At 73.7% G+C, this 23,313-nt stretch carries 26 protein-coding genes; 14 read left to right on the plus strand and 12 right to left on the minus strand.

The features are described 5' to 3' along the window. Positions 1–45: 45 nt before the first annotated feature. Complete coding sequence (locus tag Dvina_RS26995) at positions 46–2,856, minus strand: glycosyl hydrolase family 95 catalytic domain-containing protein (RefSeq protein ID WP_223092138.1); 2,811 nt, start codon at positions 2,854–2,856, stop codon at positions 46–48. 122 nt (positions 2,857–2,978) lie between these two features. Here Dvina_RS26995 and Dvina_RS27000 point away from each other — a divergent pair, with 122 nt between their 5' ends. Then, on the plus strand, positions 2,979–4,586 hold the full coding sequence (locus Dvina_RS27000; RefSeq protein WP_223092139.1) for a methyl-accepting chemotaxis protein: 1,608 nt from the start codon (positions 2,979–2,981) through the stop codon (positions 4,584–4,586). Between the two features lie 54 nt (positions 4,587–4,640). Here the strand turns inward: Dvina_RS27000 and Dvina_RS27005 are convergent, their stop codons facing one another. Both Dvina_RS27005 and Dvina_RS27010 read right to left on the minus strand, forming a co-directional pair. Beyond that, on the minus strand, positions 4,641–5,285 hold the full coding sequence (locus Dvina_RS27005) for a response regulator (protein WP_246655341.1): 645 nt from the start codon (positions 5,283–5,285) through the stop codon (positions 4,641–4,643). Beyond that, positions 5,276–6,382 (minus strand): sensor histidine kinase, encoded by a 1,107-nt coding sequence (locus Dvina_RS27010; RefSeq protein ID WP_223092141.1) that lies wholly within the window; start codon positions 6,380–6,382, stop codon positions 5,276–5,278. The genes Dvina_RS27005 and Dvina_RS27010 overlap by 10 nt, the downstream gene beginning before the upstream one ends. A 107-nt stretch (positions 6,383–6,489) precedes the next feature. Between Dvina_RS27010 and Dvina_RS27015 the strand changes: the two genes are divergently transcribed. The 9 genes from Dvina_RS27015 to ptsP are packed head-to-tail and all read left to right on the plus strand — an operon-like array spanning position 6,490 to position 13,647. After that, on the plus strand, positions 6,490–7,071 hold the full coding sequence (locus Dvina_RS27015; RefSeq protein ID WP_246655342.1) for a hypothetical protein: 582 nt from the start codon (positions 6,490–6,492) through the stop codon (positions 7,069–7,071). Positions 7,072–7,080: 9 nt separating this feature from the next. Then, the gene (locus Dvina_RS27020) at positions 7,081–7,842 is read left to right on the plus strand and encodes a DeoR/GlpR family DNA-binding transcription regulator (RefSeq protein ID WP_223092142.1); all 762 of its coding nucleotides are present in this window, start codon (positions 7,081–7,083) and stop codon (positions 7,840–7,842) included. Next, positions 7,839–8,789 (plus strand): 1-phosphofructokinase, encoded by a 951-nt coding sequence (pfkB, locus tag Dvina_RS27025; RefSeq protein ID WP_223092143.1) that lies wholly within the window; start codon positions 7,839–7,841, stop codon positions 8,787–8,789. Before Dvina_RS27020 ends, pfkB begins: the two co-directional genes overlap by 4 nt. Before the next feature lie 12 nt (positions 8,790–8,801). Further along, complete coding sequence (gene mtlA / locus Dvina_RS27030; protein WP_246655343.1) at positions 8,802–9,947, plus strand: mannitol-specific PTS transporter subunit IIC; 1,146 nt, start codon at positions 8,802–8,804, stop codon at positions 9,945–9,947. A gap of 5 nt (positions 9,948–9,952) precedes the next feature. Then, positions 9,953–10,261 carry a PTS sugar transporter subunit IIBC family protein gene (locus Dvina_RS27035; RefSeq protein WP_223092144.1) on the plus strand — a complete coding sequence of 103 codons (309 nt, stop codon included), beginning with the start codon at positions 9,953–9,955 and terminating at the stop codon, positions 10,259–10,261. Further along, positions 10,254–10,688: a PTS mannitol transporter subunit IIA gene (locus tag Dvina_RS27040; RefSeq protein ID WP_223092145.1), complete on the plus strand. Its 435-nt coding sequence runs from the start codon at positions 10,254–10,256 to the stop codon at positions 10,686–10,688. Before Dvina_RS27035 ends, Dvina_RS27040 begins: the two co-directional genes overlap by 8 nt. Continuing rightward, a complete protein-coding gene (locus Dvina_RS27045) occupies positions 10,685–11,725 on the plus strand; it encodes a zinc-dependent dehydrogenase (RefSeq protein WP_223092146.1) in 1,041 nt (346 codons plus the stop codon). Before Dvina_RS27040 ends, Dvina_RS27045 begins: the two co-directional genes overlap by 4 nt. 10 nt (positions 11,726–11,735) lie before the next feature. Further along, positions 11,736–12,014 carry an HPr family phosphocarrier protein gene (locus tag Dvina_RS27050; RefSeq protein ID WP_223092147.1) on the plus strand — a complete coding sequence of 93 codons (279 nt, stop codon included), beginning with the start codon at positions 11,736–11,738 and terminating at the stop codon, positions 12,012–12,014. Next, complete coding sequence (gene ptsP, locus Dvina_RS27055; RefSeq protein WP_223092148.1) at positions 12,007–13,647, plus strand: phosphoenolpyruvate--protein phosphotransferase; 1,641 nt, start codon at positions 12,007–12,009, stop codon at positions 13,645–13,647. Before Dvina_RS27050 ends, ptsP begins: the two co-directional genes overlap by 8 nt. Positions 13,648–13,703: 56 nt before the next feature. Here ptsP and Dvina_RS27060 read toward each other — a convergent pair whose 3' ends face one another. Genes Dvina_RS27060 through Dvina_RS27070 form a run of 3 tightly spaced genes read right to left on the minus strand, consistent with a single transcriptional unit; the run spans position 13,704 to position 16,128 of the window. Further along, positions 13,704–14,528 (minus strand): polysaccharide deacetylase family protein, encoded by an 825-nt coding sequence (locus Dvina_RS27060; RefSeq protein ID WP_223092149.1) that lies wholly within the window; start codon positions 14,526–14,528, stop codon positions 13,704–13,706. A 56-nt stretch (positions 14,529–14,584) separates the two neighbouring features. Next, positions 14,585–15,793, minus strand: coding sequence for an RNA polymerase sigma factor (locus Dvina_RS27065; protein ID WP_223092150.1), 1,209 nt, complete (start codon positions 15,791–15,793; stop codon positions 14,585–14,587). Continuing rightward, positions 15,790–16,128, minus strand: a complete 339-nt coding sequence (locus tag Dvina_RS27070; RefSeq protein WP_223092151.1) for a YciI family protein — start codon at positions 16,126–16,128, stop codon at positions 15,790–15,792. Before Dvina_RS27070 ends, Dvina_RS27065 begins: the two co-directional genes overlap by 4 nt. 94 nt (positions 16,129–16,222) lie before the next feature. Here Dvina_RS27070 and Dvina_RS27075 point away from each other — a divergent pair, with 94 nt between their 5' ends. Then, complete coding sequence (locus Dvina_RS27075) at positions 16,223–17,338, plus strand: outer membrane protein assembly factor BamB family protein (RefSeq protein ID WP_223092152.1); 1,116 nt, start codon at positions 16,223–16,225, stop codon at positions 17,336–17,338. Between the two features lie 43 nt (positions 17,339–17,381). Here the strand turns inward: Dvina_RS27075 and Dvina_RS27080 are convergent, their stop codons facing one another. Beyond that, positions 17,382–17,720 (minus strand): MmcQ/YjbR family DNA-binding protein, encoded by a 339-nt coding sequence (locus Dvina_RS27080; protein ID WP_223092153.1) that lies wholly within the window; start codon positions 17,718–17,720, stop codon positions 17,382–17,384. Next, a complete protein-coding gene (locus Dvina_RS27085; protein ID WP_223092154.1) occupies positions 17,717–17,878 on the minus strand; it encodes a hypothetical protein in 162 nt (53 codons plus the stop codon). Before Dvina_RS27085 ends, Dvina_RS27080 begins: the two co-directional genes overlap by 4 nt. A 423-nt stretch (positions 17,879–18,301) precedes the next feature. On the opposite strand from Dvina_RS27085, the gene Dvina_RS27090 reads away from it, so the two are divergent. After that, on the plus strand, positions 18,302–18,733 hold the full coding sequence (locus tag Dvina_RS27090) for an SPW repeat protein (protein WP_223092155.1): 432 nt from the start codon (positions 18,302–18,304) through the stop codon (positions 18,731–18,733). Between the two features lie 30 nt (positions 18,734–18,763). Here Dvina_RS27090 and Dvina_RS27095 read toward each other — a convergent pair whose 3' ends face one another. Next, entirely contained in the window at positions 18,764–19,279 is a 516-nt protein-coding gene (locus Dvina_RS27095; protein ID WP_223092156.1) for a DinB family protein, read from the minus strand. A gap of 100 nt (positions 19,280–19,379) precedes the next feature. Here Dvina_RS27095 and pgm point away from each other — a divergent pair, with 100 nt between their 5' ends. Next, the gene (pgm, locus tag Dvina_RS27100; protein WP_223092157.1) at positions 19,380–21,023 is read left to right on the plus strand and encodes a phosphoglucomutase (alpha-D-glucose-1,6-bisphosphate-dependent); all 1,644 of its coding nucleotides are present in this window, start codon (positions 19,380–19,382) and stop codon (positions 21,021–21,023) included. Positions 21,024–21,033: 10 nt separating this feature from the next. Here the strand turns inward: pgm and Dvina_RS27105 are convergent, their stop codons facing one another. After that, positions 21,034–21,669 carry an adenylate kinase gene (locus Dvina_RS27105; RefSeq protein WP_223092158.1) on the minus strand — a complete coding sequence of 212 codons (636 nt, stop codon included), beginning with the start codon at positions 21,667–21,669 and terminating at the stop codon, positions 21,034–21,036. 166 nt (positions 21,670–21,835) lie between these two features. After that, positions 21,836–22,213 carry an FKBP-type peptidyl-prolyl cis-trans isomerase gene (locus Dvina_RS27110; RefSeq protein WP_271189115.1) on the minus strand — a complete coding sequence of 126 codons (378 nt, stop codon included), beginning with the start codon at positions 22,211–22,213 and terminating at the stop codon, positions 21,836–21,838. Between the two features lie 65 nt (positions 22,214–22,278). On the opposite strand from Dvina_RS27110, the gene Dvina_RS27115 reads away from it, so the two are divergent. Next, complete coding sequence (locus tag Dvina_RS27115; protein WP_223092159.1) at positions 22,279–22,833, plus strand: hypothetical protein; 555 nt, start codon at positions 22,279–22,281, stop codon at positions 22,831–22,833. Here Dvina_RS27115 and Dvina_RS27120 read toward each other — a convergent pair whose 3' ends face one another. Beyond that, positions 22,834–23,262: a DUF6069 family protein gene (locus Dvina_RS27120; RefSeq protein WP_223092160.1), complete on the minus strand. Its 429-nt coding sequence runs from the start codon at positions 23,260–23,262 to the stop codon at positions 22,834–22,836. Positions 23,263–23,313 lie beyond the last annotated feature (51 nt).

Here is a 23,313-nt window from a genome sequence, read left to right on the forward strand (position 1 = left end):
TGGGGCCGGCACCCGGACCGGCCCCACCCACCCCGCCGGCGCCGCTCAGGCGTCGACGAGGTCGAACTTCTCCCACGGGCCTATCGCGTCGCGGTTGGCGATGAGCGGGGCGGACCCGGCGCTCTCCGCCGTCACGTACCTGTTGTTGACCGTCGCCTGGAGGCTCACGCTGGTGTCGCTGTTGCGGATCAGCCGGAACGTCTCCCACGGCCCGGCCCGGGCCCGGTCGGCGACGAGCGGGTTGGCCCCGGCGTTCTCGGCGCAGACGAACTGGCCGTTGACCCGGGCCCGCAGCGCCACCAGGCCACCGCCGCGGTCGACGAGGTCGAACTGCTCGGCCGGGCCGATGGCCGTCCGGCCGGCGACGAGCGGTGCGGTGCCGCCGCTGCCGGCCGTCACGTAGCGGGTGTTGACCTGGGCCCGCAGCGCCAGCCCGGCCCGCGCGGGCGCGGTGGCGCCGCCGAGCCCGGGCCCGCCGGGGCCGTCGGAGCCGAGCGTGGCGGCGGTGCCGGCGAGTGTCTTGCGGCCGTTGTTGGCCTGGGCGGTGAGCGTCGTGTGCGAGTACACCCGGAGCGGTTCGGCGGTGCGCTCGATCACGTAGACCGCGTCGGCCGCCGTGGCGAACGTGACCTCGGCCGCGCTGGTGGTGGCCAGGATCGCGCCGTCGGAGGTGCGGCGGACCCGGATCTGCTGCCCGCTCCACGGGTTCACCACCCGGGCCGGCCGGCCGTAGAGGCTCCTCAGCCCGGCATACTTCGTCTCGCCGGCCTCGCGCTCGGCGCTGACCAGGAACCCGTCCTTGGCCAGCAGGGTGAACCGGCCGCTGAAGCCGGTGTCGGCGGGCGCGGCCGGGAACACCCGGATCCGGTCGTCGTAGGACTGCATGAGCGACTCGTTGATCGCCGCGAGGTGCACGCCGAGGTACTCGAAGACGCCGTCGGTGTTGCCGGTGAGGCCGTTGGGGTACTGCTGGTAGCGCTGGAGCATCAGCCTGAGCCCGGCCAGCGCCTGATCCCCGAGGCCGAGCCGGGCCGCCTGCACGGCGTCGCCGGCCGCCACGCTGCTGTACGGGCTGGGCCGCGTGTTCCAGCTGTGCAGGGCGGTCGGGTAGTCGGCGGCGCCGATGCCGGTCAGGTCGTAGGGCCAGATGAGCTCCGCGGTGACGTTCTCGCTGTTGTGCGGCGGGGCCGGGGCCGGCGGGTCGTGGGGCAGCCAGGCGCCGTTGCTCACCCGGTAGGGCGCGAGGTGGTCCAGGACGTCCTGCCAGCCGGCCCGCAGGTCCGCGTCCAGGCCGAGCTGGGCGCTCGCGGCGATGGTCAGCGGGAAGATCAGCCGGACCGCGGCCAGGTCGGTGATCGCGTTCTGCACGTCCCAGTAGGTCTCGGCGGCGTTGGAGCGGGCCATGAAGTAGCGGCCGGTGCTCGCGTCGCGGGACAGCTCGGCCCGGTAGAACCGCACGACCTCGCGCATGAACGGGTACGCCGTGCCGCGCAGGTATGACGTGTCGTTCGTGTAGCGGTACTGCAGGTACATGCCGTAGGCGGCCTCGGCGCCGGTCGAGTAGATGTCGTCGACGAAGTCCGAGCCGACGCTCGTGCGCGCGTTGCCGTCCCAGCCCATCGCCTCCGGCACCCAGATGCCGTCGACGGCGAAGCGGGTGCGGGTGTAGGCCTTCAGCGCGCTGAAGTTGCGGCTGTAGAGCCGGTTCTCGGTGGCGACGAGGTCGGCGTGGTTCGAGGCGAGCAGGGAGTTGTAGACGTCGCCCTGGTCGCGGTGCCAGTATCCGGTGCTCCACGCCGTCCTGTCCTGCGTGGCGCGGAAGACGCCGTTGACGAAGTGGAACGGGTAGTCGCCGTGGCCGCCCGCGGCGATCATGTACGTCGCCAGGTAGTAGATGTTCTCGAGGTAGTCACCGGTGCCGGCGGCCCCGGAGTACTGCACGAACGACCGCTGCCAGAACGCGTGCCACCAGCCGCGGGAGTTGCCGAGCGCCGCCAGGTAGCCGGTGCTGCGGGCCGCGGCGAGCTGGCTGCGGGCGGCGGCCACCGAGTCGCGGCCGGCGGCGTCGATCCGGCTCGCGGCGGTGAACCAGATGGTGTAGTTCGCCGTCGGCGTGATGGTCAGGCGCACCTGGCGGTCGCCGACGACCTGGGTGGTGTACGCGGCGCCCTCGACCGTCGCGGCAAGGGTGTAGCCGAAGCCGCCGGGGTCGCGCTGCCCGCGGCTGAACCCGGCGACCGCGCTGTCGGCGAACGTGCTGATCTGCTTCCACGTGTCGAGGTCGGGTACGTCCGCCGAGTCGGTCACCGTCGCCGGGTCCCACATGCTCAGCTCCAGCGTCGTGCTGCCCTGGCCGGTCCGGGCGTCCTCGACGTGCACCCCCATCACCTCGGACCCGGGCACGCCGAGCACGGTGACCGTCCGGTCGGTGCCGTAGCTGGTCGTCAGCGTCCCGTCGTAGAGCGACAGCCGCTGCTGGTAGCGCGTGGACCCGGCGCCGAGGCCCGGGTCGGTGTCGAGGCTGACCAGGCCGGCCGCGTACGCCGACTGCTCGGACAGGTCGGCCCCGGACACCTGCATGGTGAGCCCGTCGCCGCTCCACACCATGGCGCCGGTCCTGCCGTTGCCGACGGTCAGGCCGCGGCGCGGGTCGGTCTGCGGGGTGTTGTAGACGATGTCGTGCTTGGCCAGGTAGCCGGCGTAGTCGACGTCGAGCGCGCCGGTGACCGGGTCGAACGCCTGATCGGTGCGCGCGGCGCCGGCGGTGGCGCCCGGCAGGACGGCCGCGCAGAGTGCGGCGACGGCTCCCAGCAGCGCGAGCCGGCGGATCCGGGCCACGGATACGGCTGCCACCATTGGAGTCTGCGGGGCCCGCCGGCCGGCCGTGGGAGTTTGCCGGCATTCGTGCGGTACTGCGGTTGTCGGACAACGGGTGGGCGCGCACTCAAGACGGTCGGGCCGCTGCCGATCGGGCAGGTATGCGTCGCTGGCGGATCACCACCCGCATCCTGCTCCTCGCCGTCATCGGCGTGCTCGTCTCGGGCGTGCTGCTGGGCACCGCCGCGGTCGGCTTCGGCCAGCAGCGGGCGGCCAGCGCCGAGGCCAGCACCCTGATGCGGCTGTCCCGGCTGGCGATGGAGGCGAAGTTCCGGGCCGCCGACATCGCCGGCTGGCAGACCGGCTACGCCTTCGACTTCGCCCGCGGCCTGCCCGGCGCCCTCGACGACACCGTGGGGCAGCGCAAGGAGTTCCTCGGCTCGGCGGCCGCGCTGCGGGACGTCTTCGCCCAGCTCGCCGCGGGCCCCCTGGCGGCCGGCGAGCGCACGCAGCTGCAGCGGGCGACGACGGGCTACGAGACCTTCATGGCCATCGACGCCAAAATGATCAAGTTGTACCGCCAGGGCTCACCCGAGGCCAAGACGGCCGCCGACACCCTGGCCTCCGGCGACTCCCTCGACGCCTTCAACGTGATGGCCGCGGCCACCAACGGCATGGCGTCCGCCGTCACCGCCCGCGGTCTGGCCGTGGCCGCGACGGCGCAGGGGACCGCCGAGTCCGGCCGCCGGACGGTGTGGATCGTCGGGCTGGCCGGGCTGCTCGTCGCCGCGGCCGTCGCGGTCGGCGTGGTGGCCAGCATCGCCCGGCCGCTGCGGGCCCTCGACGCGCGCCTGACCGACATCGCCGACGGCGACGGCGACCTGACCGCGCGCCTGGAGGAGGGTGGCCGGGACGAGCTGGCGACGGTCGCCGCCTCGTTCAACCGGTTCGTGGCCGGCCTGGCCGACGCGATGCGCTCCGTCGACGACCGGGCCCGCGTCGTCGCCAGCCACTCCGGCGACCTGTCCGGCGTCTCGGCCGACCTGGCCGTCTCCGCCGAGTCCGCGGCGGCCCGGGCGGCCGCGGCCACGACCGCCACCGAGGACATCTCGCACAGCGTCCAGACGTTCGCGGCCGGCACGGAGGAGATGGGCCAGTCGATCGCGGCCATCTCGGCCAGCGCACACGAGGCGGCCGCGGTCGCCGTCGCCGCGCACACCCTGGCCGGCACCGTGACCGAGACCATGGCGCAGCTGGGCCGGTCGAGCCGGCAGATCGGCGAGATGGCCCAGGTGATCAGCGGCATCGCCCGCCAGACGAACCTGCTGGCGCTCAACGCCGGCATCGAGGCGGCCCGGGCGGGGGAGAGCGGCCGGGGTTTCGCGGTCGTCGCCGGCGAGGTCAAGGACCTGGCCGCGGAGACGGCCCGGGCCACCGAGGACATCTCGGCCCGGATCACCGCCATCCAGGACGACACCGCCGGCGCGGCCGGGTCCATCGAGCGGATCGCGGAGGTGATCGGGCGGATCAACGACCTGCAGGTGACGATCGCCTCGGCCATCGAGGAGCAGAGCGCGACCACCGCCGACCTGTCCCGCACGATCACCGGCGTGGCGCGCAGCAGCGACGAGGCCCGCCAGGACGTGGCCGCGGTCGCCGACGCCACCCGGGCCACCACGGTGACCGTCACGGGCGTCGGGGCCGCGGCCGGGAGCCTGGCCCAGGTCTCGTCGGACCTGCAGGGGCTGGTCGGGCGGTTCCGGTACTAGCCCCGTGTTGCTGACTGCGCGGAGCCATCGGCTGATGGTGGTGTGACCACATCGTCACATGTCGAGGCGGCTCACCCGGCGCGCGGCGACGGCGGCCTGCATCCGGCTCTGCAGGCCCAGCTTCGCCAGGATGCGGCTCACGTGGGTCTTGGTGGTGGCCTCGGCGATGCCCAGGCGCGTCGCGATGGCCGCGTTGGAGAGCCCCTCGCCGAGGCAGTCGAGGACCTCGCGCTCGCGGGTGGTGAGCAGGCCGACGGGCACCGCGGCCGGGGTGGAGTCGGTGAGCGGGCCGGCGAACGCCCCGAGCACCCGGCGGGTGACGGCCGGCGCGACGATGCCCTCGCCGCGGGCCACGGTCCGCACGGCGGCGACGAGCTCGTCGGCGGAGGCGTCCTTGAGCAGGAACCCGGCGGCCCCGGCCCGCAGCGCCCCGAAGAGGTACTCGTCCAGGTCGAACGTCGTCAGCGCGAGCACCCCCGTAACGCCGTGGCGGGTCAGCTCGCGGGTCGCGGCGACACCGTCGAGGCGTGGCATCCGCAGGTCCATCAGCACCACGTCGGGGCGCAGCCGCAGCCCGAGCTCGACGGCCGCGGCGCCGTCGCCCGCCTCGCCCACGACCTCGATGTCCGGGTGCGCCCGCAGGATCAGCACCAGCCCGGCCCGGACGGCCGGCTGGTCGTCGCACACGATCACCCGCACGGCAGCCTCGCCTCGACGACCCACTGCCCGGCGCGTTCCCCGGCCGTGAGCTCCCCGCCCAGCAGCGCCGCGCGCTCGTGCATGCCGATGAGCCCGGCGCCCTCGCCGATCACCCGCTCGCGCGGCAGGCCCGAGGTGACCCGCATCGTGACGGCCGCCGGGCCGCAGTCGACCTCGACCGTGACCGGCCCGCCGTCGCCGTGCTTGAGGGCGTTGGTGAGCGACTCCTGGATGATGCGGTACGCGGCCAGGTCCACGCTCACCGGGACGTCCCCGGCGCCGTGGCGCACGTCGAGGCGGACCGGCAGCCCGGCCCGGGCCACCAGGTCGTCGAGCGCGCGGAGCCCGCCGGGCGCGTTGTCCGGCAGCGCCGCGGGGTCGCGCAGGAAGCCGACCATCCGCCGCATCTCGGCGAGGCCCTGGACGCTGTTCTCGCGGATGACGCCCAGCGCCTGGCGGGTGCCGTCGGCGCCGAGGTCGGTGGAGAGGGCGGCGGTGGCGTGGATGGCCACGGCGCTGAGGTGGTTGGCGATGACGTCGTGCAGTTCCCGGGCCATCCCGGCCCGCTCGGCGGCGACCGCGTTGGCCCGGTCGGCCGCGGCGAGGCGGGCCACCTGCTGCGCCGAGCGCCGGGCGGTCTCGGCCTGGTCGCGGTGGTGGCGCACGTGCGTGCCGGTCAGGACGGGCACGATGGTGACGAGCGCGAGCAGGACGCCGAGCCCGATCGCCCGCACGTCGCGGATGACGACCAGGCAGACGATCGCGGTGACGACCGACCCGACGACGCTTGTGGCGAGCAGGGTCCGGGCCAGCCGGGCGCTGCCGTGCAGGCAGGCGTCGTAGAGCACCTGGGTGTAGACGAGCGGCGTGGCGAGGGACGGGCCGATGACGACGTCACCGGCGACGGCGGCCGTGCCGACGAGCACCGATGTGACGGGCGCCGAGCGCCGCAGCAGCAGCGCCGAGCAGCAGACGGCGAGCGGCACGAACAGCCACCGCGCGTCGACGCGGGCCTGGTACTGCCCGGTGACGTACATGAGCGCCCCCGCGGCCAGCCCGCTGCCGGCCAGGACCAGGTCAACGGTGCGCCCCTTCACCCACCGATTCCACCATCCTTCACCGCCGCGCGGAATGCGACGAAGGATGTAGGCGAACCCTCAGTGGTGCCGACGTAATGTGGCGCCCGGGCCGGAACGCTCGAAGCATGCTGATTGCTTGGATCATCGGGTGTGAGATCGCGTTCTGGGTGGTGCTGGCCGCGGGGCTGAGCGCCAGGTATCTGCTGCGCCGCCGGCGGCTCGGGGCGGCGCTGCTGGTGGCCACGGCCGTCATCGACCTCGGGCTGCTCGTCGTGGCCGCTGTCGACCTGCGCGGCGGTGGGGTGGCCGGGCGGTCCCACGCGATCGCCGCGGTGTTCCTGGGGTTCTCGGTCGCGTTCGGGCACTCGATGATCAGGTGGGCCGACGTCCGGTTCGCACACCGGTTCGCCGGTGGGCCGCCGCCGCGGGTGGTGCCGAAGCGCGGGCCCGAGCGGGTCCGGTACGAGTGGCGGGAATGGGGCAAGGCGGTGCTCGGCGGGGCCGTCGCAGTGGCGCTGCTGCAGGGCGGGCGGTGGTGGATCGGCGACGATCAGCGGACCGAGGCGCTGCAGGGGATGACGCGGTTCGTGGGGTTCGCGCTGGCGGTCTGGTTGCTTGGCTGGCCCGTGTGGGTTTCTGTGGTTCAACTCTTGACGGCCCACACATTCGGGCGTAAACAAAACACAAGCAAAACGAAACGGCGGTGAAACCACATCATGTACGCCGAGGAGCGGCAGCAGGCCATCGTCCGCATCGCCCGTGAGCAGGGGCGGGTCGAGGTGGCCGGGCTGGCCGACGAGCTCAACGTCACGTCGGAGACGATCCGGCGCGACCTCACCTCGCTCGAGCGGGCCGGGGTGCTGCGGCGGGTGCACGGCGGGGCGATCCCCGTCGAGCGCATCGGGTTCGAGCCCGCCCTGGCCACCCGCGACGCCGTGCTCGTGGAGGAGAAGGAGCGCATCGCCAAGCTGGCGCTCGCGGAGGTCCCCGAAGAGGGCGCCATCATCCTCGACGCCGGCACGACCACCATCAAACTGGCCAACTTTCTGCCCGCCGACCGTGAGCTGACAGTCGTGGTCAACTCGCCGGTCATCGCCACCCTCCTGGGCACCCGGACCAACCTCAACGTGCTGCTGCTCGGCGGCCGGCTGCGGGGCAAGACCCTGGCCACCGTCGACGACTGGTCGCTGCGACCCCTGGCCGACCTGTACGTCGACGTCGCCTTCGTCGGCACGAACGGCATCTCGGTGGAGCGCGGGCTCACGACGCCCGACCCGGCCGAGGCGGCGGTGAAGCGGGCGATGATCCGCGCCGCCCGCCGCACCGTCCTGCTCGCCGACCACACCAAGCTGGGCAACGACTACCTGGCCCGGTTCGGCGAGCTGGCCGACGTCGACACGCTCATCACCGACACCCGCGCCGACACCGACCTCGTGGGCGACATCGAGGCGACAGGCATCCGGGTGATGCGCGCATGATCGTCACCGTCACGCTCAACCCGAGCCTGGACCGGGCGATGGACATCGGCCGGGTCATCCGCGGCGAGGTCATCCGGGCCACGGCGGCCCACCTCGACCCGGGCGGTAAAGGTGTCAACGTCTCCCGGGCGCTGCTGGCCAACGGCGTGCCGTCGGTCGCGGTGCTGCCCTGCGGCGGCGACGAGGGCAGCCAGCTGGTCCGGCTGCTCAAGGCCGAGGGCGTCGAGGTGCTGGCCATCCCGATCTCCGGGCGCACCCGCTCCAACATCACCCTGGCCGAGCCCGACGGCACGGTCACCAAGGTCAACGAGCCCGGGCCGGCCCTGGTCGGCGGCGAGTTCGACGCGATCACCGACCGGGTGCTGGGCCGGGCCGGCTCGGCCGACTGGGTCGTGCTGTGCGGCAGCGTCCCGCCCGGGCTGCCCGCCGACGCCTACGCCCAGCTGTGCCGGCGCCTCACCGCGGCCGGCATCCGGGTCGCCGTGGACACCAGCGGCCCGGCCCTGCGCGAGGCTGCCGCGGCCGGTGCCACACTGCTCAAGCCCAACCGGGACGAGCTGGCCGAGGTCGTCGGGTCCCCCCTCGGCGACCTGCGCGACGTCGTCGCCGCCGCCCAGCAGCTGCGCGCCTGGGGGGCCGGGACGGTCCTGGCCAGCCTGGGCGCCGACGGTGCCGTGCTCGTCGACGCAGACGGCGTCGTCACCGGCACGTGCCCGGTGGCCCGCCCGCGCAGCACCGTCGGTGCCGGCGACGCCCTCCTGGCCGGGTTCCTGGCCGCCGGCGCGCACGGGGCCGCCGCACTCGCCGAGGGGCTCGCCTGGGGCGCGGCCGCGGTAAGCCTGCCCGGCAGCAGGATGCCCGGCCCCGCCGATCTGATCCGCCACAACGTCACAATCCACCCCCGACCGGACGAGCTCCGCCCGCTGCTCTCCGGCCCGTCCTCCTGAAGGAGACACCCCGTGTCGACCTACACGCCCCAAGTCACCGGCTCGGGCTTCCGAGCCTCCGTCCAGCGCGTCGGCGGTTACCTCGCCGCGATGGTGATGCCGAACATCGGCGCCTTCATCGCCTGGGGTCTCATCACGGCCCTGTTCATCCCGACGGGCTGGATCCCCAACAAGCACATCGCCGAGCTCGTCGGCCCGATGATCACGGTGCTGCTGCCGCTGCTGATCGGCTACACCGGCGGCCGGCTCGTGCACGGCCAGCGCGGCGCGGTCGTCGGTGCGGTCGCCACGATGGGCATCGTGGTCGGCGCCGACGTGCCGATGTTCCTCGGTGCCATGATGATCGGCCCGCTGACCGCCTACATCCTCAAGCTGTGGGACGGCCTGGTCGAGAACCGCATCCGGCCCGGCTTCGAGATGCTCGTCGACAACTTCAGCGCCGGCATCATCGGCGGCGCGATGGCCGTCGGCGGCCTCTACGGGATCGGCCCGGTCGTCGAGTGGCTGACCAAGCGGGCCGGCAACGGTGCCAACTGGCTCGTCGCGCACGACCTGCTCCCGCTGACCTCGATCGTCGTCGAGCCGGCGAAGGTGCTCTTCCTGAACAACGCCATCAACCACGGCGTGTTCGGCCCGCTCGGTGTCGCCGAGGCGGCCGACAAGGGCAAGTCGATCCTGTTCATGATCGAGTCGAACCCCGGCCCCGGCCTCGGCCTGCTGCTCGCGTTCTTCCTGTTCGGCCCGCGCAACCTGCGTCCGAGCGTGCCGGCCGCGATCATCGTGCAGTTCCTCGGCGGCATCCACGAGATCTACTTCCCGTACGTGCTGATGAAGCCGAAGCTGATCCTGGCCATGATCTGCGGCGGCGCCGCGGGTGTCGGCACCTTCATGATCACCGGCGCCGGCCTGGTCGCCACCCCGTCGCCGGGCAGCATCTTCGCCTACATGGCTGTCACACCCAGGGGCGGCTACTTCGGCGTCCTGCTCGGCATCGTCATCGCCGCCGGCGTCACGTTCGCTGTCGCATCGCTGCTGCTGGGCTTCGGCCGCAATGAACCGGCCGAGGACGAGGCGGCCATCGGCCCGGACGAGGAGACCGTCGTCAACCCCGACGAGGCCGAGAACGCCGCGGCCAAGCTGTCCCGCCAGGAGGCGTAGAGCGCATGCCGACGATTCGCGGTACCGACATCAAGAAGCTCGTCGTGGCCTGTGACGCGGGAATGGGCAGCAGCGTGATGCTGGCCAGCCAGCTCAAGCGCCAGCTCGCCAAGAACGCGGTGACGGTCGAGCACACCCCGGTGAACTCGATCCCGGCCGACGCCGACGTGGTGCTGTGCCACAAGGGCCTCGCGGCCCGGGCCCGGGTCAGCGCGCCGGACAAGGTCATCGTGCCCTTCCAGGTGTTCATCGGCGACCCCGCGGTCGCCAAGGTCGTGCAGGCGGTGCAGCGCGGCGGTGAACTCAGTGGGTGACCTGCTCGCCCGCGACGCGATCCGGCTCGGCGAGCGGGCCGGATCGCGGGAGGAGGCGATCCGCCGCTGCGGCGAGGTGCTCGTCGAGATCGGCGCGGTGGCCCCCTCCTACGTTGACGCGATGCTCGAGCGCGAGCAGAGCATCTCGACGTACATCGGCGAGGGTGTCGCGATCCCGCACGGCACCCTCAACAGCAAGGAGACGGTCGTGCGCGACGCGCTCGCGGTGGTCTCCTTCCCCGACGGCGTCGACTGGGGCGGCGAGGACGTGCGCGTGTGCGTCGCGATCGCCGCCGCCGGCGACGGCCACGTCGACATCCTTGCCGCGCTCGCCGAGATCCTGATGGAGCCCGACGACGCCGCCCGGCTGCGCGCCGCGGCGAGCGCCGATGAAGTACTCGACCTGCTGGTTTTGGAGAAGTCGTGAGAGTAGTACGGTTCCACGCCCCCGGTGACGTCCGCATCGAGGATGCGCCCGAGCCGTCGCCGGGGCCCGGTGACGTCAAGATCCGGGTGCGGGCGTGCTCGACGTGCGGTACCGACGTCAAGATCTTCAAGTTCGGCCACCACCACATCGTGCCGCCGCGCGTCATGGGCCACGAGATCGCCGGTGAGGTCGTCGAGGTCGGCGCCGATGTGCGCGGGTGGCAGGCCGGCGACCGGGTCCAGGTCATCGCCGCGATCCCGTGTGGGCAGTGCGGCGAGTGCCGGCGGGGCCGGATGACCGTCTGCCCCAACCAGGTGTCGATGGGATACCACTTCGACGGCGGCTTCGCCGAGTACATGATCGTGCCGCCGAACGTCCTCGCCGTCGACGGGCTCAACCGCATCCCGGAGGGGCTCAGCTTCGCCGAGGCGTCGGTCGCCGAGCCCCTCGCGTGCGTGCTCAACGGCCAGAACCTGGCCGGGGTCGGCGAGGGCGACGACGTGGTGGTCATGGGCTCCGGCCCGATCGGCTGCCTGCACGTGCGCCTGGCCCGGGCCCGCGGCGCCGCCCGTGTGTTCCTGGTCGACCTCAACCGCGAGCGCCTCGACCTGGCGGCCGCCCTCGTGCAGCCCGACGAGGCGATCTGCGGCGCCGAGGTGGACGTCGTCGACGCGGTCATGAAGCTCACCGAGGGCCGCGGCGCCGACGTCGTCATCACCGCCGCCGCCGCGGGCGCCGCCCAGGAGCAGGCGGTGCAGATGACCGCGCGGCAGGGCCGGATCAGCTTCTTCGGCGGCCTGCCGAAGGACAAGCCGGTCATCTCGCTGGACTCCAACCTCGTGCACTACCGGGAGCTGACGATCGTCGGCGCCAACGGCTCCAGCCCCGAGCACAACAAGGAGGCGCTGCGGCTCATCGCCGAGGGTGCCGTCCCCGTCGCCGACCTCATCACCCACCGCCTGCCCCTCGACGCCGCGCTCGACGCCTTCGGGATCGTCGCCCGCGGCGAGGCGATCAAGGTGACCGTCGAACCCTAGGAGGTGTTTCGTGCCCACCCGGACCGTTGTCGTCGGCTCGGCCAGCGGCCTGCACGCCCGCCCCGCCGCCCTGTTCGTCGCCGCCGCCGCGAAGCAGAACGTGCCAGTCACCATCACCACCGAAGGGGCGAAGAAGCCGGTACCGGCCCGTAGCATGCTGGGTGTGCTGTCACTGGGCGCCAAGCAGGGGACCGAGGTCACCCTCACGGCCGACGGCGACGGCGCCGAGGCGGCCCTCGACGAGCTGGCCGGGCTCCTGGCCCGCGATCTGGACGCCCCCGATGCCTGAGCTGCGGGGGATCGGCGTGTCACCGGGCCGCGCGGCCGGCCCGGTGCTGCACCTGGCACCCCCGCCTGCGCTGCCGGCCCCGCCGCCCGCCGTCGACGCCGGCGCGGAGAAGGCGTCGGTCCGCGCGGCCGTGGCGGCCGTCGCCGCGGAGCTGGAGCGCCGGGCCGAGGCCGCCGCCGACCCCACGGTCGCGGAGGTCCTGCGGGCGCAGGTGCTGATGGCGACCGACGAGATGCTGGTGGACGCCGCCCTCGACCGCGTCGACGCCGGCGCGTCGGCGCCGCACGCGCTGGCGGACGCCCTGGCCGAGCACCGGGCGGCGTTCGAGGCGGCCGGGGGATACCTGGCCGAGCGGGTCGCCGACCTCGACGACCTGCGGGACCGCATGGTCGCGGCCTGTCTCGGCCTGCCGATGCCGGGCATCCCGGCGCCGGGGCATCCGTTCATCCTGGCGGCGCGGGACCTGGCCCCGGCCGACACCGCCGGGCTGGACCCGGCCGTCGTGCTGGCGCTCGTCACCGCCGAGGGCGGTCCGACGTCGCACACGGCGATCCTGGCCCGGACGCTCGGCATCCCCGCCGTGGTGCGGTGCGGCGAGATCGCCGACGTCGCCGACGCGTCGCTCATCGCCGTCGACGGCCGAACCGGCGCCGTGACGACGGGACTCTCGGGGGCCGACGCGGACGCCGTCAACGCGGAGGCCGCCGCCCTGCTCGCCGGCCGGGCCGCGTCGCACGGGCCCGGGCAGACCGCCGACGGGCACCCTGTCGCGCTGCTGGGCAACATCGGCTCCGCCCGCGACCTGACGCCGGACGTCGAGGGCGTCGGGCTGTTCCGGACCGAGCTGCTGTACCTCGATCGCGCCGACGCCCCCACCGAGCAGGAGCAGGTCGCCGCCTACACCGCGGTGTTCGCGGCCCTGCCCGGCAAGAAGGTCGTGGTGCGCACCCTCGACGCGGGCGCCGACAAGCCCCTGCCGTTCCTGCGCATGGCCGAGGAGCCCAACCCCGCCCTGGGCGTGCGGGGGCTGCGCATCGCCCGCCGCACCCCGGCCGTCCTGGCGACCCAGCTCGCCGCGATCGCCACGGCCGCCGCCGCGACCGAGGCCGACGTGTGGGTGATGGCCCCGATGGTCGCCACCGCCGCCGAGGCCGCCGCGTTCACGTCGCAGTGCCGCGCCCACGGCCTCCCGACGGCCGGTGTGATGATCGAGATCCCGGCGGCCGCCCTGCGCGCGCCGTCGATCCTGCGCGACGCCGACTTCCTGAGCCTGGGCACCAACGACCTGAGCCAGTACACCTTCGCCGCCGACCGCATGTGCGGCGATCTGGCCGAGCTCCTCGACCCGTGGCAGCCGGCCCTGATCACCCTGATCGCCGCCTGCGCCACGGCGGGCCAGGAGGCGGGCAAGCCGGTCGGGGTGTGCGGGGAGTCGGCCGCGGACCCGGACTTCGCCCTGGTGCTGGCCGGGCTGGGCATCACCAGCCTGTCCATGGCCCCGCGCAGCATCCCCGCCGTCCGCGAGGCCCTGGCCGCCCACACGCTCCAGGAGTGCCGCCAGATCGCCAAGGCCGCCCTGGCCGCGGACACCCCGGAGGCCGCCCGCGCCGCGGTCCGCCGCACATCCGGCTGACGGGCCCGGTCGCCGGTGCCGGACCCGCGGCCGGGAGCGGGCCGGTCACCGGGTGGTCAGGGCTGCACGCCGAGCGCGACGAACTGCAGGCCGCGGGACTGCAGGGCCGGGATGACGGTGCGCAGGGCGGCGCAGGTCTGGGAGCGGTCGCCGCCGCCGTCGTGGCACAGGAGGATGTCGCCGGGCCGGGCGGCCAGCAGGTGGCTGGTGATGGACGGGGTGCCCGGCTTGGTCCAGTCCTTCGGGTCGCGGTCCCAGTTCACCGGGATCATGCCGGCCTTCGCGGCGGCGGCGAAGACGGCCGGGGAGACGGCGCCGCCGGGTGAGCGGAAGACGGCCGGGGTGCGGCCGGTGGTCTCGTGGATCTTCTCCTGGGCCCGGTACACCTCCTGCTCGACCTTGTCGGCCGGCATCTGCGCGAGCGTGGCCGGGTGGCTCCAGGTGTGGTTGGCGACCTGGTGGCCGGCGGCGACGACGCTGCGGGCGACCGCCTCCTGGCCCAGGATCTGGTTGCCGATCATGCAGAACGTGGCCTGGACGTGGTACTTCTCCAGGATGTGCAGCACCTGCGGGGTCCAGCCGCCGTGGGGGCCGTCGTCGATGGTCAGGGCCACGGCGTTGTCCGGGAAGGCGGGGCCGGGGACGACCTGGCGGTACTCCTTCAACGTGAACACCGGCCGGTTGAGCGTCGGGGTCCCGGGCTCCGCCGGGCTCGGTGACGGCGCCGGGTGCGGCGGGGGCAGCAGCAGCGGTGGCGGCGCGTCGGCCAGGAACGTTTGCGCGTCGGCGGGCTGGGCAGTGGGCTCGCGGGCGACCAGGGCGGCGCCCACCGCGGCCAGGCCGGCGCCGAACAGGCGGCGGCGGGTGACGTGCGTCGGCAATGAGGGCTCCTCCGTCGGGGTGTGCAAGTTGCACTGATCCAGACGTGTCTGCCCGATTATCCGTTGCATCCCAGCGCACCGAGACTGCGGGTCAGGAACGCCCGCTCGGCCTCGTTCGCCGTGAGGGCCAGCGCCTCCTCGTAGGCCAGGGCGGCCTCGGCCCGCCGGCCCAGGCGGCGCAGGAAGTCGGCCCGGGCCGCCGCCAGGTAGCCGTACCCCGCCAGCGCCGGCTCGCTGAGCAGGGCGTCAAGGGCGGCGAGGCCGGCCGCGGGCCCGTCGCGGAAGCCCACGGCGACGGCGCGGTTGAGCCGGACCACGGGGTTGGGCCACAGGGCCAGCAGCGCGTCGTAGAGGCCGCAGATCTCGGTCCAGTCCGTCGCCGCCCACGTCGGGGCCTCGGCGTGGACGGCGGCGATGGCGGCCTGCACGGCCCAGCGCGACGGCGGCCGGCGCAGGGCCTCGCCCAGCAGGGCGGTGCCCTCGGCGATGCGCTCCCGGTACCAGCGCGAGCGGTCCTGATCGGCCAGGAGGACCAGGCGCCCTTCACCGTCCGTACGGGTACCCCCGCGGGCATCGGTCAGCAGCAGCAGCGCCAGCAGGGCGGTGACCTCGTGGTCGCGGGGCAGCAGCAGGTGCAGCATCCGGGCCAGGGCCAGGGCCCCGCCGGCCAGGTCGGGCCGGGTCAGCTCGGCGCCGCCGGGCGCGGTGTGCCCCGTGGTGAACACGAGGTGGACGACCTCGCAGGCGGCCGCGACCCGGGCCGGCAGCGCGTCGGGGCCGGGCACGCGCAACGGGATGCGGGCCGCGGCGATCTTGCGCTTGGCCCGGGTGATCCGGGCGGCCATCGTCGGCTCCGGCACCAGGTAGGCCCGGGCCACCTCGGCCGTCGACAGCCCGCCGACCAGCCGGAGGGTGAGCGCGACCTGCGCGTCGCGGGACAGCGCCGGGTGGCAGCACATCAGGATCAGGCCGAGCCGGTCGTCGGCGGGCGGGGCGACCTCGTCGGTGACGAGCTGGGGCAGGACCCGCCGGAAGGCGGCCTCCCGCCGGAGCCGGTCGAGGGCGCGGTTGCGGGCGACGGTGGTGAGCCAGGCGCCGGGCCGGTCCGGCACGCCGGCCTCCGGCCAGGTGCGCAGGGCCTGCGCGAACGCGTCCTGGACGCACTCCTCGGCCAGGTCCAGGTCGCGGGTCAGGCGCACGGTCACGGCCAGGACGCGGGCCCACTCGTCGCGGTGGGCCCGCTCCACGGCCTCGGTGACCGTCACCCGTGGTCCACGATCGGGCGCACCTCGACGCCGCCGTGCCCGGACTTGAGCTCGGGCAGCAGCGCGGCCAGGGCCAGGGCGGCGTCCAGGTCGGGGGCCTCGAGCACGTAGAAGCCGCCGAGGGCCTCCTTTGTCTCCAGGAACGGCCCGTCCGTCGCGGTCGGGCGCAGGGTCGTCGCGGTCGCGGACGGCTCCAGCTCATGGCCGCCGAGGACGGCCGCCCCGGCCGCGGCGTTGAACGCGCGGTGCCCGGCGTCCTTCTCGGCCCGTTCGGCCGGGGTCTCGGCGTCCCAGCGCTGCTCGTCGCCGTAGATCAGCAGCAGGTACTTCGCCATGTCGGATCCAATCTCCAGGAGGTTCACCGTCTCATGAGCACGACGATCGGGGCTCCCCGGATTCGACAGGCCGCCCACCGTACGATCAGGCGCCATGACGATGACGCGGCGGACGCTGCTGCGGGCGGCCGGGGTGGTGGGGGGTGCGGCCGCGGTGGGCGGCGCGCTCGTCTGGTACGGCGGGCGCGGCACGCCGCCCGCCCCGCCCGGCCACGACGAGAAGCCGCGCTGGCGGGTGCCGGCGGCCGACCAGCCCGACGCGCTGCTGCTCGCCGGTGACACGCTGCTCGCGCTGGGCAACGGGCTGACCGGCTTCGCGGCCGACACCGGGGCGACCCGCTGGAGTCACGACCTCGGCCGCAACGCGATCCTGCCCGGCCGGGTGCGCACGGCCCCGATCAAGGTGGCCGGCGACACCTTCGCCTACCGCACGCAGGAGGGTGGCACGAGCCAGATACGAACCGCGAACCCCCTCGACGGTACCGAGCGCACCCGGCGCGACTTCGCGCAGTACGTCGGGGATCTGGCGCCCACCGGCTCGGGCCTGGTCGTGGCGGTCACCGACGGCGCGGACGGCCGCGGCCTGAGCGGGTTCACGGGCGCCGCCGACACCTGGCGGCACCCGCTGGCCGCGGCCGACGGCCCGTTCGACCTGCTGGGCGAGGGCGCGACGGTCTACTCGGCGGGCCGTGCGCTCGTCGCGTTCGACGCCGCCGCCGGCACCGTGAAGTGGTCGGCGCCGGCCGCGGACGGCCACGTGTTCGGCCGCCCGGTCGCGCACGGCCCGCTCGTCGCCGCGGTCGGGATGCAGTACGTCGACGACGACTACCTGTACCGCCTGGAGACCGTGTTCGTGTTCGACGCCGCCTCGGGCACGCTGCGCTGGCAGTACGACGCCCCCGATGACCTGGCCGACGCCCCGCCGCTGGTGACCGGCCGCGGGATCGTCGCCGTGCACGAGGACGGGACGCTCACGGGCCTCGACCCGGACACCGGCGCGAAGCGCTGGACCTACGTCTGGGACTTCGCCGACATCATCGCGCTCGGCGACTTCGTGTACGTCGCGACGGCCGACGGCGTCGCGCAGGTCGACCCGGTCGACGGCCGGCGGCTGAAGCTGCTCGACGAGCCAAACGCGTACAAGCTCGCCGGCCGCGAGACCCGGCTCTGCGTCGCGGCCGGTGACAGCCTCGCCGGCTACGACGTCTGAACCCCGTCCCGCCGCCGGCCGGCGGTGACCGGCCGGGCAGGGTCTAGGCGGGGCGGTCCTTCTTCGGCAGCTTGGAGACGACCCAGCGGTACGACTCGTCGATCGCCTCCCGGATCTCCTCGTCCGGGATCGCCCCGCCGACGGTCAGCGAGTTCCACCCGGACCGCCCGATGTAGGGCATCGCGGCCGCATCCTCCGGGTAGCGGTGCAGCCACTCGTCGGCCGCCTCCCGGCTGGGCGCGCACTTCACGCCCACCCCGGCGCCGCCGAGGAACGCGAAGATCTTCGGGCCGACCTTGGCCACGACGTCGCCCTCCCATGGCTGGTCCTCCCACGCGCCGGGCTTCGCGAGGCAGTAGGCGACGAGCTCGTCCCGGGTCACGGCCGCCGCCCGGCGGCGTACGGCTCGGCCGCGGCGTGCACCTGGGCGACCGGCACGGAGTCGAGCGCCTCGGCACCACCGGTGGCGCGGGTGAGATCCCAGGTGTGCACGCGCACCTCCAGGCTTGCGACGACGGCCACGGCCTGGGCGATCGGCACCGCCCCATCGGCCCGCCCGGCATCGCCAGCATATCGTCGCGGACCCGCGCAGCGGCTTCCCGGCAGTGGTCCTCGTGAAAGTTACCTGCCGGGGCGCGGGCGCTCGCCAGCGCAATGCCCTTGGTGTGCAAGGCCATTGCTGGCAGGGCCCGGGCGGCTCCCGTTCGCCTGGTAGCGCCGATTCTGGCAGGGGAGCGCTCCCGGAACAAGGCGGGCTACCGTCGGCCAACCATCGATCTCCATGGAGGTGATGCCCAACCCCCACATCGCGGCTCCCACGCGAAACCCGCCGGGCGCGGCGGAGCAGGACGTCTGCAGCGGCCGCCCCCCGCGCCCGGTCCCAGACAAGTTCGGCCGCCCGGATGTGTTAGTTCCCCCGCGATCGGGTTAGTCCAGACCTCATCCGAGCGGAAGGGGGTCGTCATGGTCCGACCCATCGCAGACCTCGCGGGGCACCCGGACATCGCCGAGCTGCGGGCGCGGTACGACCAGGTGGCGGAGACGCCCGCGGCGCGCATCACGGACGGGGTGCTCGTCCTGGCCGGGCTGTACCTCGCGCTGTCACCCTGGGTGGTGGGGTTCACGCCCTTCGAGGGAAACCTGTCGGTCAACAACTTCATCTGCGGGATCGCCGTCGCGGTGCTGGCGGGCGGGTTCGCCGTCGCCTACGGGCGCACGCACGGGCTCGCGTGGCTGCCGGTGGCGATCGGCCTGTGGACGATATTCGCGCCGTTCGTCGTGCAGCGCGGGTACGCCTCGGGTGGGGCGATCGCCAGCAACGTGGTCATCGGGATCGTCACGATCGGCCTCGGGCTCGTCGCGATGCGGCCCGGGATGATGGCCGGCCGGAGGTGACGCGGAGGCGGCCGGGCCGGCCGGCGCCCGTCAGCCGGTCCGGCCGTCGATCTGCTCGCGCAGGATGTCCGCGTGGCCGTTGTGCCGGGCGTACTCCTGGATCAGGTGCAGGTACACGGCGCGCAGCGACATCGGGCCGCGCAGGTCGTCCTCGAAGGCGAAGTCGAGCGGCATGTCGGCGACCGCGGCCCGGGACGCCTGCCACTCGGCGAGCAGCCGGTCGTAGTCCCGTTCGGCCCGGTCGGGGTCGGCCTCGTCGAAGGCGGCGTCGCGGGCGTCCGGGCGCTTGTACGAGTACACCACCGGCAGCTTCTGCACACGGTGCTGGAACCACTCGCGCTCCACGTCGGTCACGTGGCGCAGCAGGCCGAGCAGCGAGATCGTCGACGGTGGCACACCCCGGACGGCGAGCTGCTCACCGGTCAGGCCGGTGCACTTGCCGACCAGGACGGCGCGCTGCCAGTCGAGGAAGCCTTCCAGGAGGGTCCGCTCGCCCGCGACGAGCGAACCCCCGAACGGCGGTGGTGGCGGTGCTGTCCAGATCATGCCGACCACGGTGCCACAAGCTGCGGCTGTACCGCGGTCAGGGTCTGCTCCACCGCGGTTGTCCGCGCGCTTTTCGGACCGGCGTGGCAACGTATGGGGCATGTCCGTCCATCCCCGCGCTGGACAGCCCGCGGAGCGCTCCGACCTCGTCGACGTGCCGCGGCTCATCACCAGCTACTACGCCGTTCACCCCGACCCGGCCGACCCCGCCCAGCAGGTCGCCTTCGGCACGTCCGGGCACCGCGGTTCGAGCCTGCGCGGCTCGTTCAACGAGGACCACATCGTCGCCACCAGTCAGGCCATCTGTGACTACCGGGCCTCCCAGGGGTACACGGGACCCCTCTTCCTGGGTCGTGACACCCATGCGCTGTCGGAGCCGGCGACGGTCAGTGCGCTCGAGGTGTTCGCGGCCAACGGGGTCACCGTCCTGATCGACAGCCGCGACGGGTTCACCCCGACGCCGGCGGTGTCGCACGCGATCCTCGTCAACCGGCACCGGGGCGCGGACGGGGTCGTGGTGACGCCGTCGCACAACCCGCCGGAGGACGGCGGCTTCAAGTACAACCCGCCCAACGGCGGCCCGGCCGACACCGACGTGACCAAGTGGATCCAGGACCGGGCCAACGAACTGCTGCGGGCCGGCCTGCGGGGCGCGGGCGGCGGGGTCAGGCGGGTCACCTACGCGAAGGCCCTGGCCGCGCCGACGACGCAGCGCTACGACTTCCTGGCCGCCTACAGCGACGACCTCGGCTCGGCCGTCGACCTCGAGGCCGTGGCCGGCGCGCAGGTGAGGATCGGGGCCGACCCGCTCGGCGGGGCGAGCGTCGCGTACTGGGCGTACATCGGGGAGCGGTACAAGCTCGACCTGGCGGTCGTCAACCCGGTGGTCGACCCGGCGTTCGGGTTCATGACCCTGGACTGGGACGGCAAGATCCGGATGGACTGCTCGTCGCCGAACGCCATGGCCTCGCTCATCGGCCGGCGGGCCGAGTATCAGCTCGCCACCGGCAACGACGCCGACGCCGACCGGCACGGGATCGTCACGCCCGACGCGGGGCTGATGAACCCGAACCACTTTTTGGCCGTGGCGATCGACTACCTGTACCGCAACCGGGAGGGCTGGGGCGCGGCGGCGGCGATCGGCAAGACCCTGGTGTCGTCGTCGATGATCGACCGGGTCGCCGCCGATCTCGGCCGCACTCTGATCGAGGTGCCCGTCGGGTTCAAGTGGTTCGTGCCGGGCCTGCTCGACGGCTCCGTGGCGTTCGGGGGCGAGGAGAGCGCGGGGGCGTCGTTCCTGCGCCGGGACGGCTCGGTGTGGACGACTGACAAGGACGGCATCCTGCTGTGCCTGCTCGCCTCCGAGATCCTGGCCCGGACCGGGCGGACGCCGTCGGAGCACTACCGCGACCTGGTCGCCAGGCACGGTGAGCCCGCCTACGCCCGCCTGGACGTCGCCTCGACCCGCGAGGAGAAGGCCGTGCTCGGCAAGCTGTCGCCGCAGCAGGTCACGGCCACGTCCCTCGCGGGTGAGCCGATCACCGCGAAGCTGACGGCGGCCCCGGGCAACGGGGCCGCGATCGGTGGTCTGAAGGTGGTGACGGAGTCCGGGTGGTTCGCCGCCCGGCCGTCCGGCACGGAGGACGTCTACAAGGTGTACGCGGAGTCGTTCAAGGGCCCCGAGCACCTGGCCGAGATCCAGACGGAGGCCCGCGAGGTCGTGGCCGACGCGCTGCAGGGTTAGCGCCCGGGCGTCAGGCCACTGCCCTCTCGGTGGTGGCCTGGCGCGGGCTCGGCTTCTTGAACGCCCGCTGCAGCTGCACGACGATCGACCAGGTGACCTCGGAGATCGGGCGGGCGCCGTTGACCTGGATCAGGGTCTCGCGGCTGGCGTAGTACTCCAGCAGCGGCCGGGTCTTCTCCTCGTACACCTTGATCCGGTGCCGGATGACGTCCTCGGTGTCGTCGGCGCCGCGCGCCCGGGCCAGGAGCCGCCGGATGAGCTCCTCCTCCGGGACCTCCAGGTGTACCGCGATCTGCACACCGACCCCGAGCGTCCCCGCCGTGCGGTAGGCGGCCTCGGCCTGCTCCACGGTCCGGGGGAAGCCGTCGAGCACGTAGCCGCCGGTCTCGTTGGCCGCCATGACCGGCTTGCGCAGCATATCCATGATCAGGGCGTCCGGGACCAGCTCGCCCTTGTTGACGATGTCCTCGACGGTCTTGCCGATGGCCGTGCCGTCCGCGATGTGCCGGCGCAGCAGGTCGCCGCTCGCGATATGGGTGATGCCGAACTGCTTCGCGATCGAGTCGGCCTGGGTTCCTTTGCCGGAGCCCGGCGCGCCGACCATCAGGATGCGCTTCGACCGTGGTGCCGCCGACTGCATCGTCATATGCCACCCCTCCATCTGCCCCGCCACCGCGGTGATGGTCTAGCTTCGCATCCCGACCTCACGGACGCGCCTGGGGACGGCTGTGAATTTCCACATGCCCGGCTGTGGGAATGTTGTCCCCCCAGCCGGGCATGCAGTCGCTTCTGCGTGCGCCGCTGCTACCCGGCTACTTGGTGCCGAGCAGGTCGACCACGAACACCAGGGTCTCGCCGGGCTTGATCAGCCCGCCGCCCGCACCCGCCTGGCCGTAGCCCAGGTGCGGCGGGATCACGAGCTTGCGGCGGCCGCCGACGCGCATGCCGGCCACGCCCCGGTCCCAGCCGGCGATGACCTGCCCGGCGCCGAGACCGAAGTCGAACGTCGAGCCGCGGTTCCACGAGGCGTCGAACTCCCGCCCGGTCGACAGGGCGACGCCGACGTAGTGGACACTCACGAGCTGGCCGGGCGTCGCCTCGGGCCCGTCACCGACGGTGATGTCCTCGATCACGAGGTCGGCGGGCGGTGGTCCGTCGGGCAGCGTCACTTCGGGCTTACTCAACGCCATGCGCTTGACTCCTTCGTTACGAAACGTCGTCTCCATCCTGCCCTATCCCGTCTTACCCTCGGCGTGTGCATCCCGTCCGGGTGGCGTTACGGCTGTTGACGGCGTGCGCCGCGCTGCAGCTCGGCCAGGCCGCCTCGGCGTGCTGGCTGCTGCTGCGCTACGGCCGGCTGGTCGACGAGCTCGGCCCGTGGTCGCGCAACGAGGCCACGCTCATCGAGGCGGTGTACACCCACCTGACCGGGGCGGCCGTCCTGGCCGCGGGCCTGTCGGCGCTGCTCGTGGGCATCGCGCTGGCCGTACCGCGGCGCACGCCGTATACCCGCAGCCTGGTCGGCTGGGCCCTGCTGCTGGTGACGGTGTCGCTGCTGCTCGGCGTCGTGTACGGCCCCGACGCGGTACTGCTCCCGGACAACCAGAGCCAGCTGGACCACCTGCAGCCGCTGCTGCCGCTGTGGTACACCGCGCAGCAGGGCCTGACGGTGACGCTGGTGATCGTCGGGTCGGCGACCGCGGTGGTCCGGCTGAGCTCGGAGGCGGCGGGGGAGTACTACCTGCGCCACGACCCGACCGCGACCTGGCGCGGCTTCACGTCCTGGCTGGACGTGCGGTTCCAGGACTGATCAGGTCCGCGGCGGCATGAACCGGCGGTAGGCCGGCACGGCGACCGCGGCGACACCGGCGTGCATGAGCATCAGCGCGATGACGCCGGTGGCGGTGGTGCCCGGCTGCCCCTGCGTGGCCAGCAGCACCACGTCGGGGATGAGCGAGAGGACGAGCACGACCGGCACCAGGACCCGCAGCACCCGGCCGGCGGCGCGGCTGCGGGCGACGACGAGCCGCCAGGCGACCGCCGAGATCAACACGCCCACGACGGACAGCGTCCCGTAGACGGGCAGGGTGAGCGGCTGGAACTCCTCCGGCGCCCCGAGGGCCCGGGCGCCCAGCGCGATGGCGGTGTTGACGGCCAGGCTGCCGGCGGCGGCGATGCCGACGGCGGTGAGCGTCGCCTTCAGGGTGGTGCGGGCGGCGGGCAGAGCGGTGGTGGTCATGTCGGGCCCCTTTCGGTCACGTCAACCTCGGGGGTGACTCTGCTCGGCGCG

Source organism: Dactylosporangium vinaceum (assembly GCF_019904175.1).
Lineage (GTDB): Bacteria > Actinomycetota > Actinomycetes > Mycobacteriales > Micromonosporaceae > Dactylosporangium > Dactylosporangium vinaceum.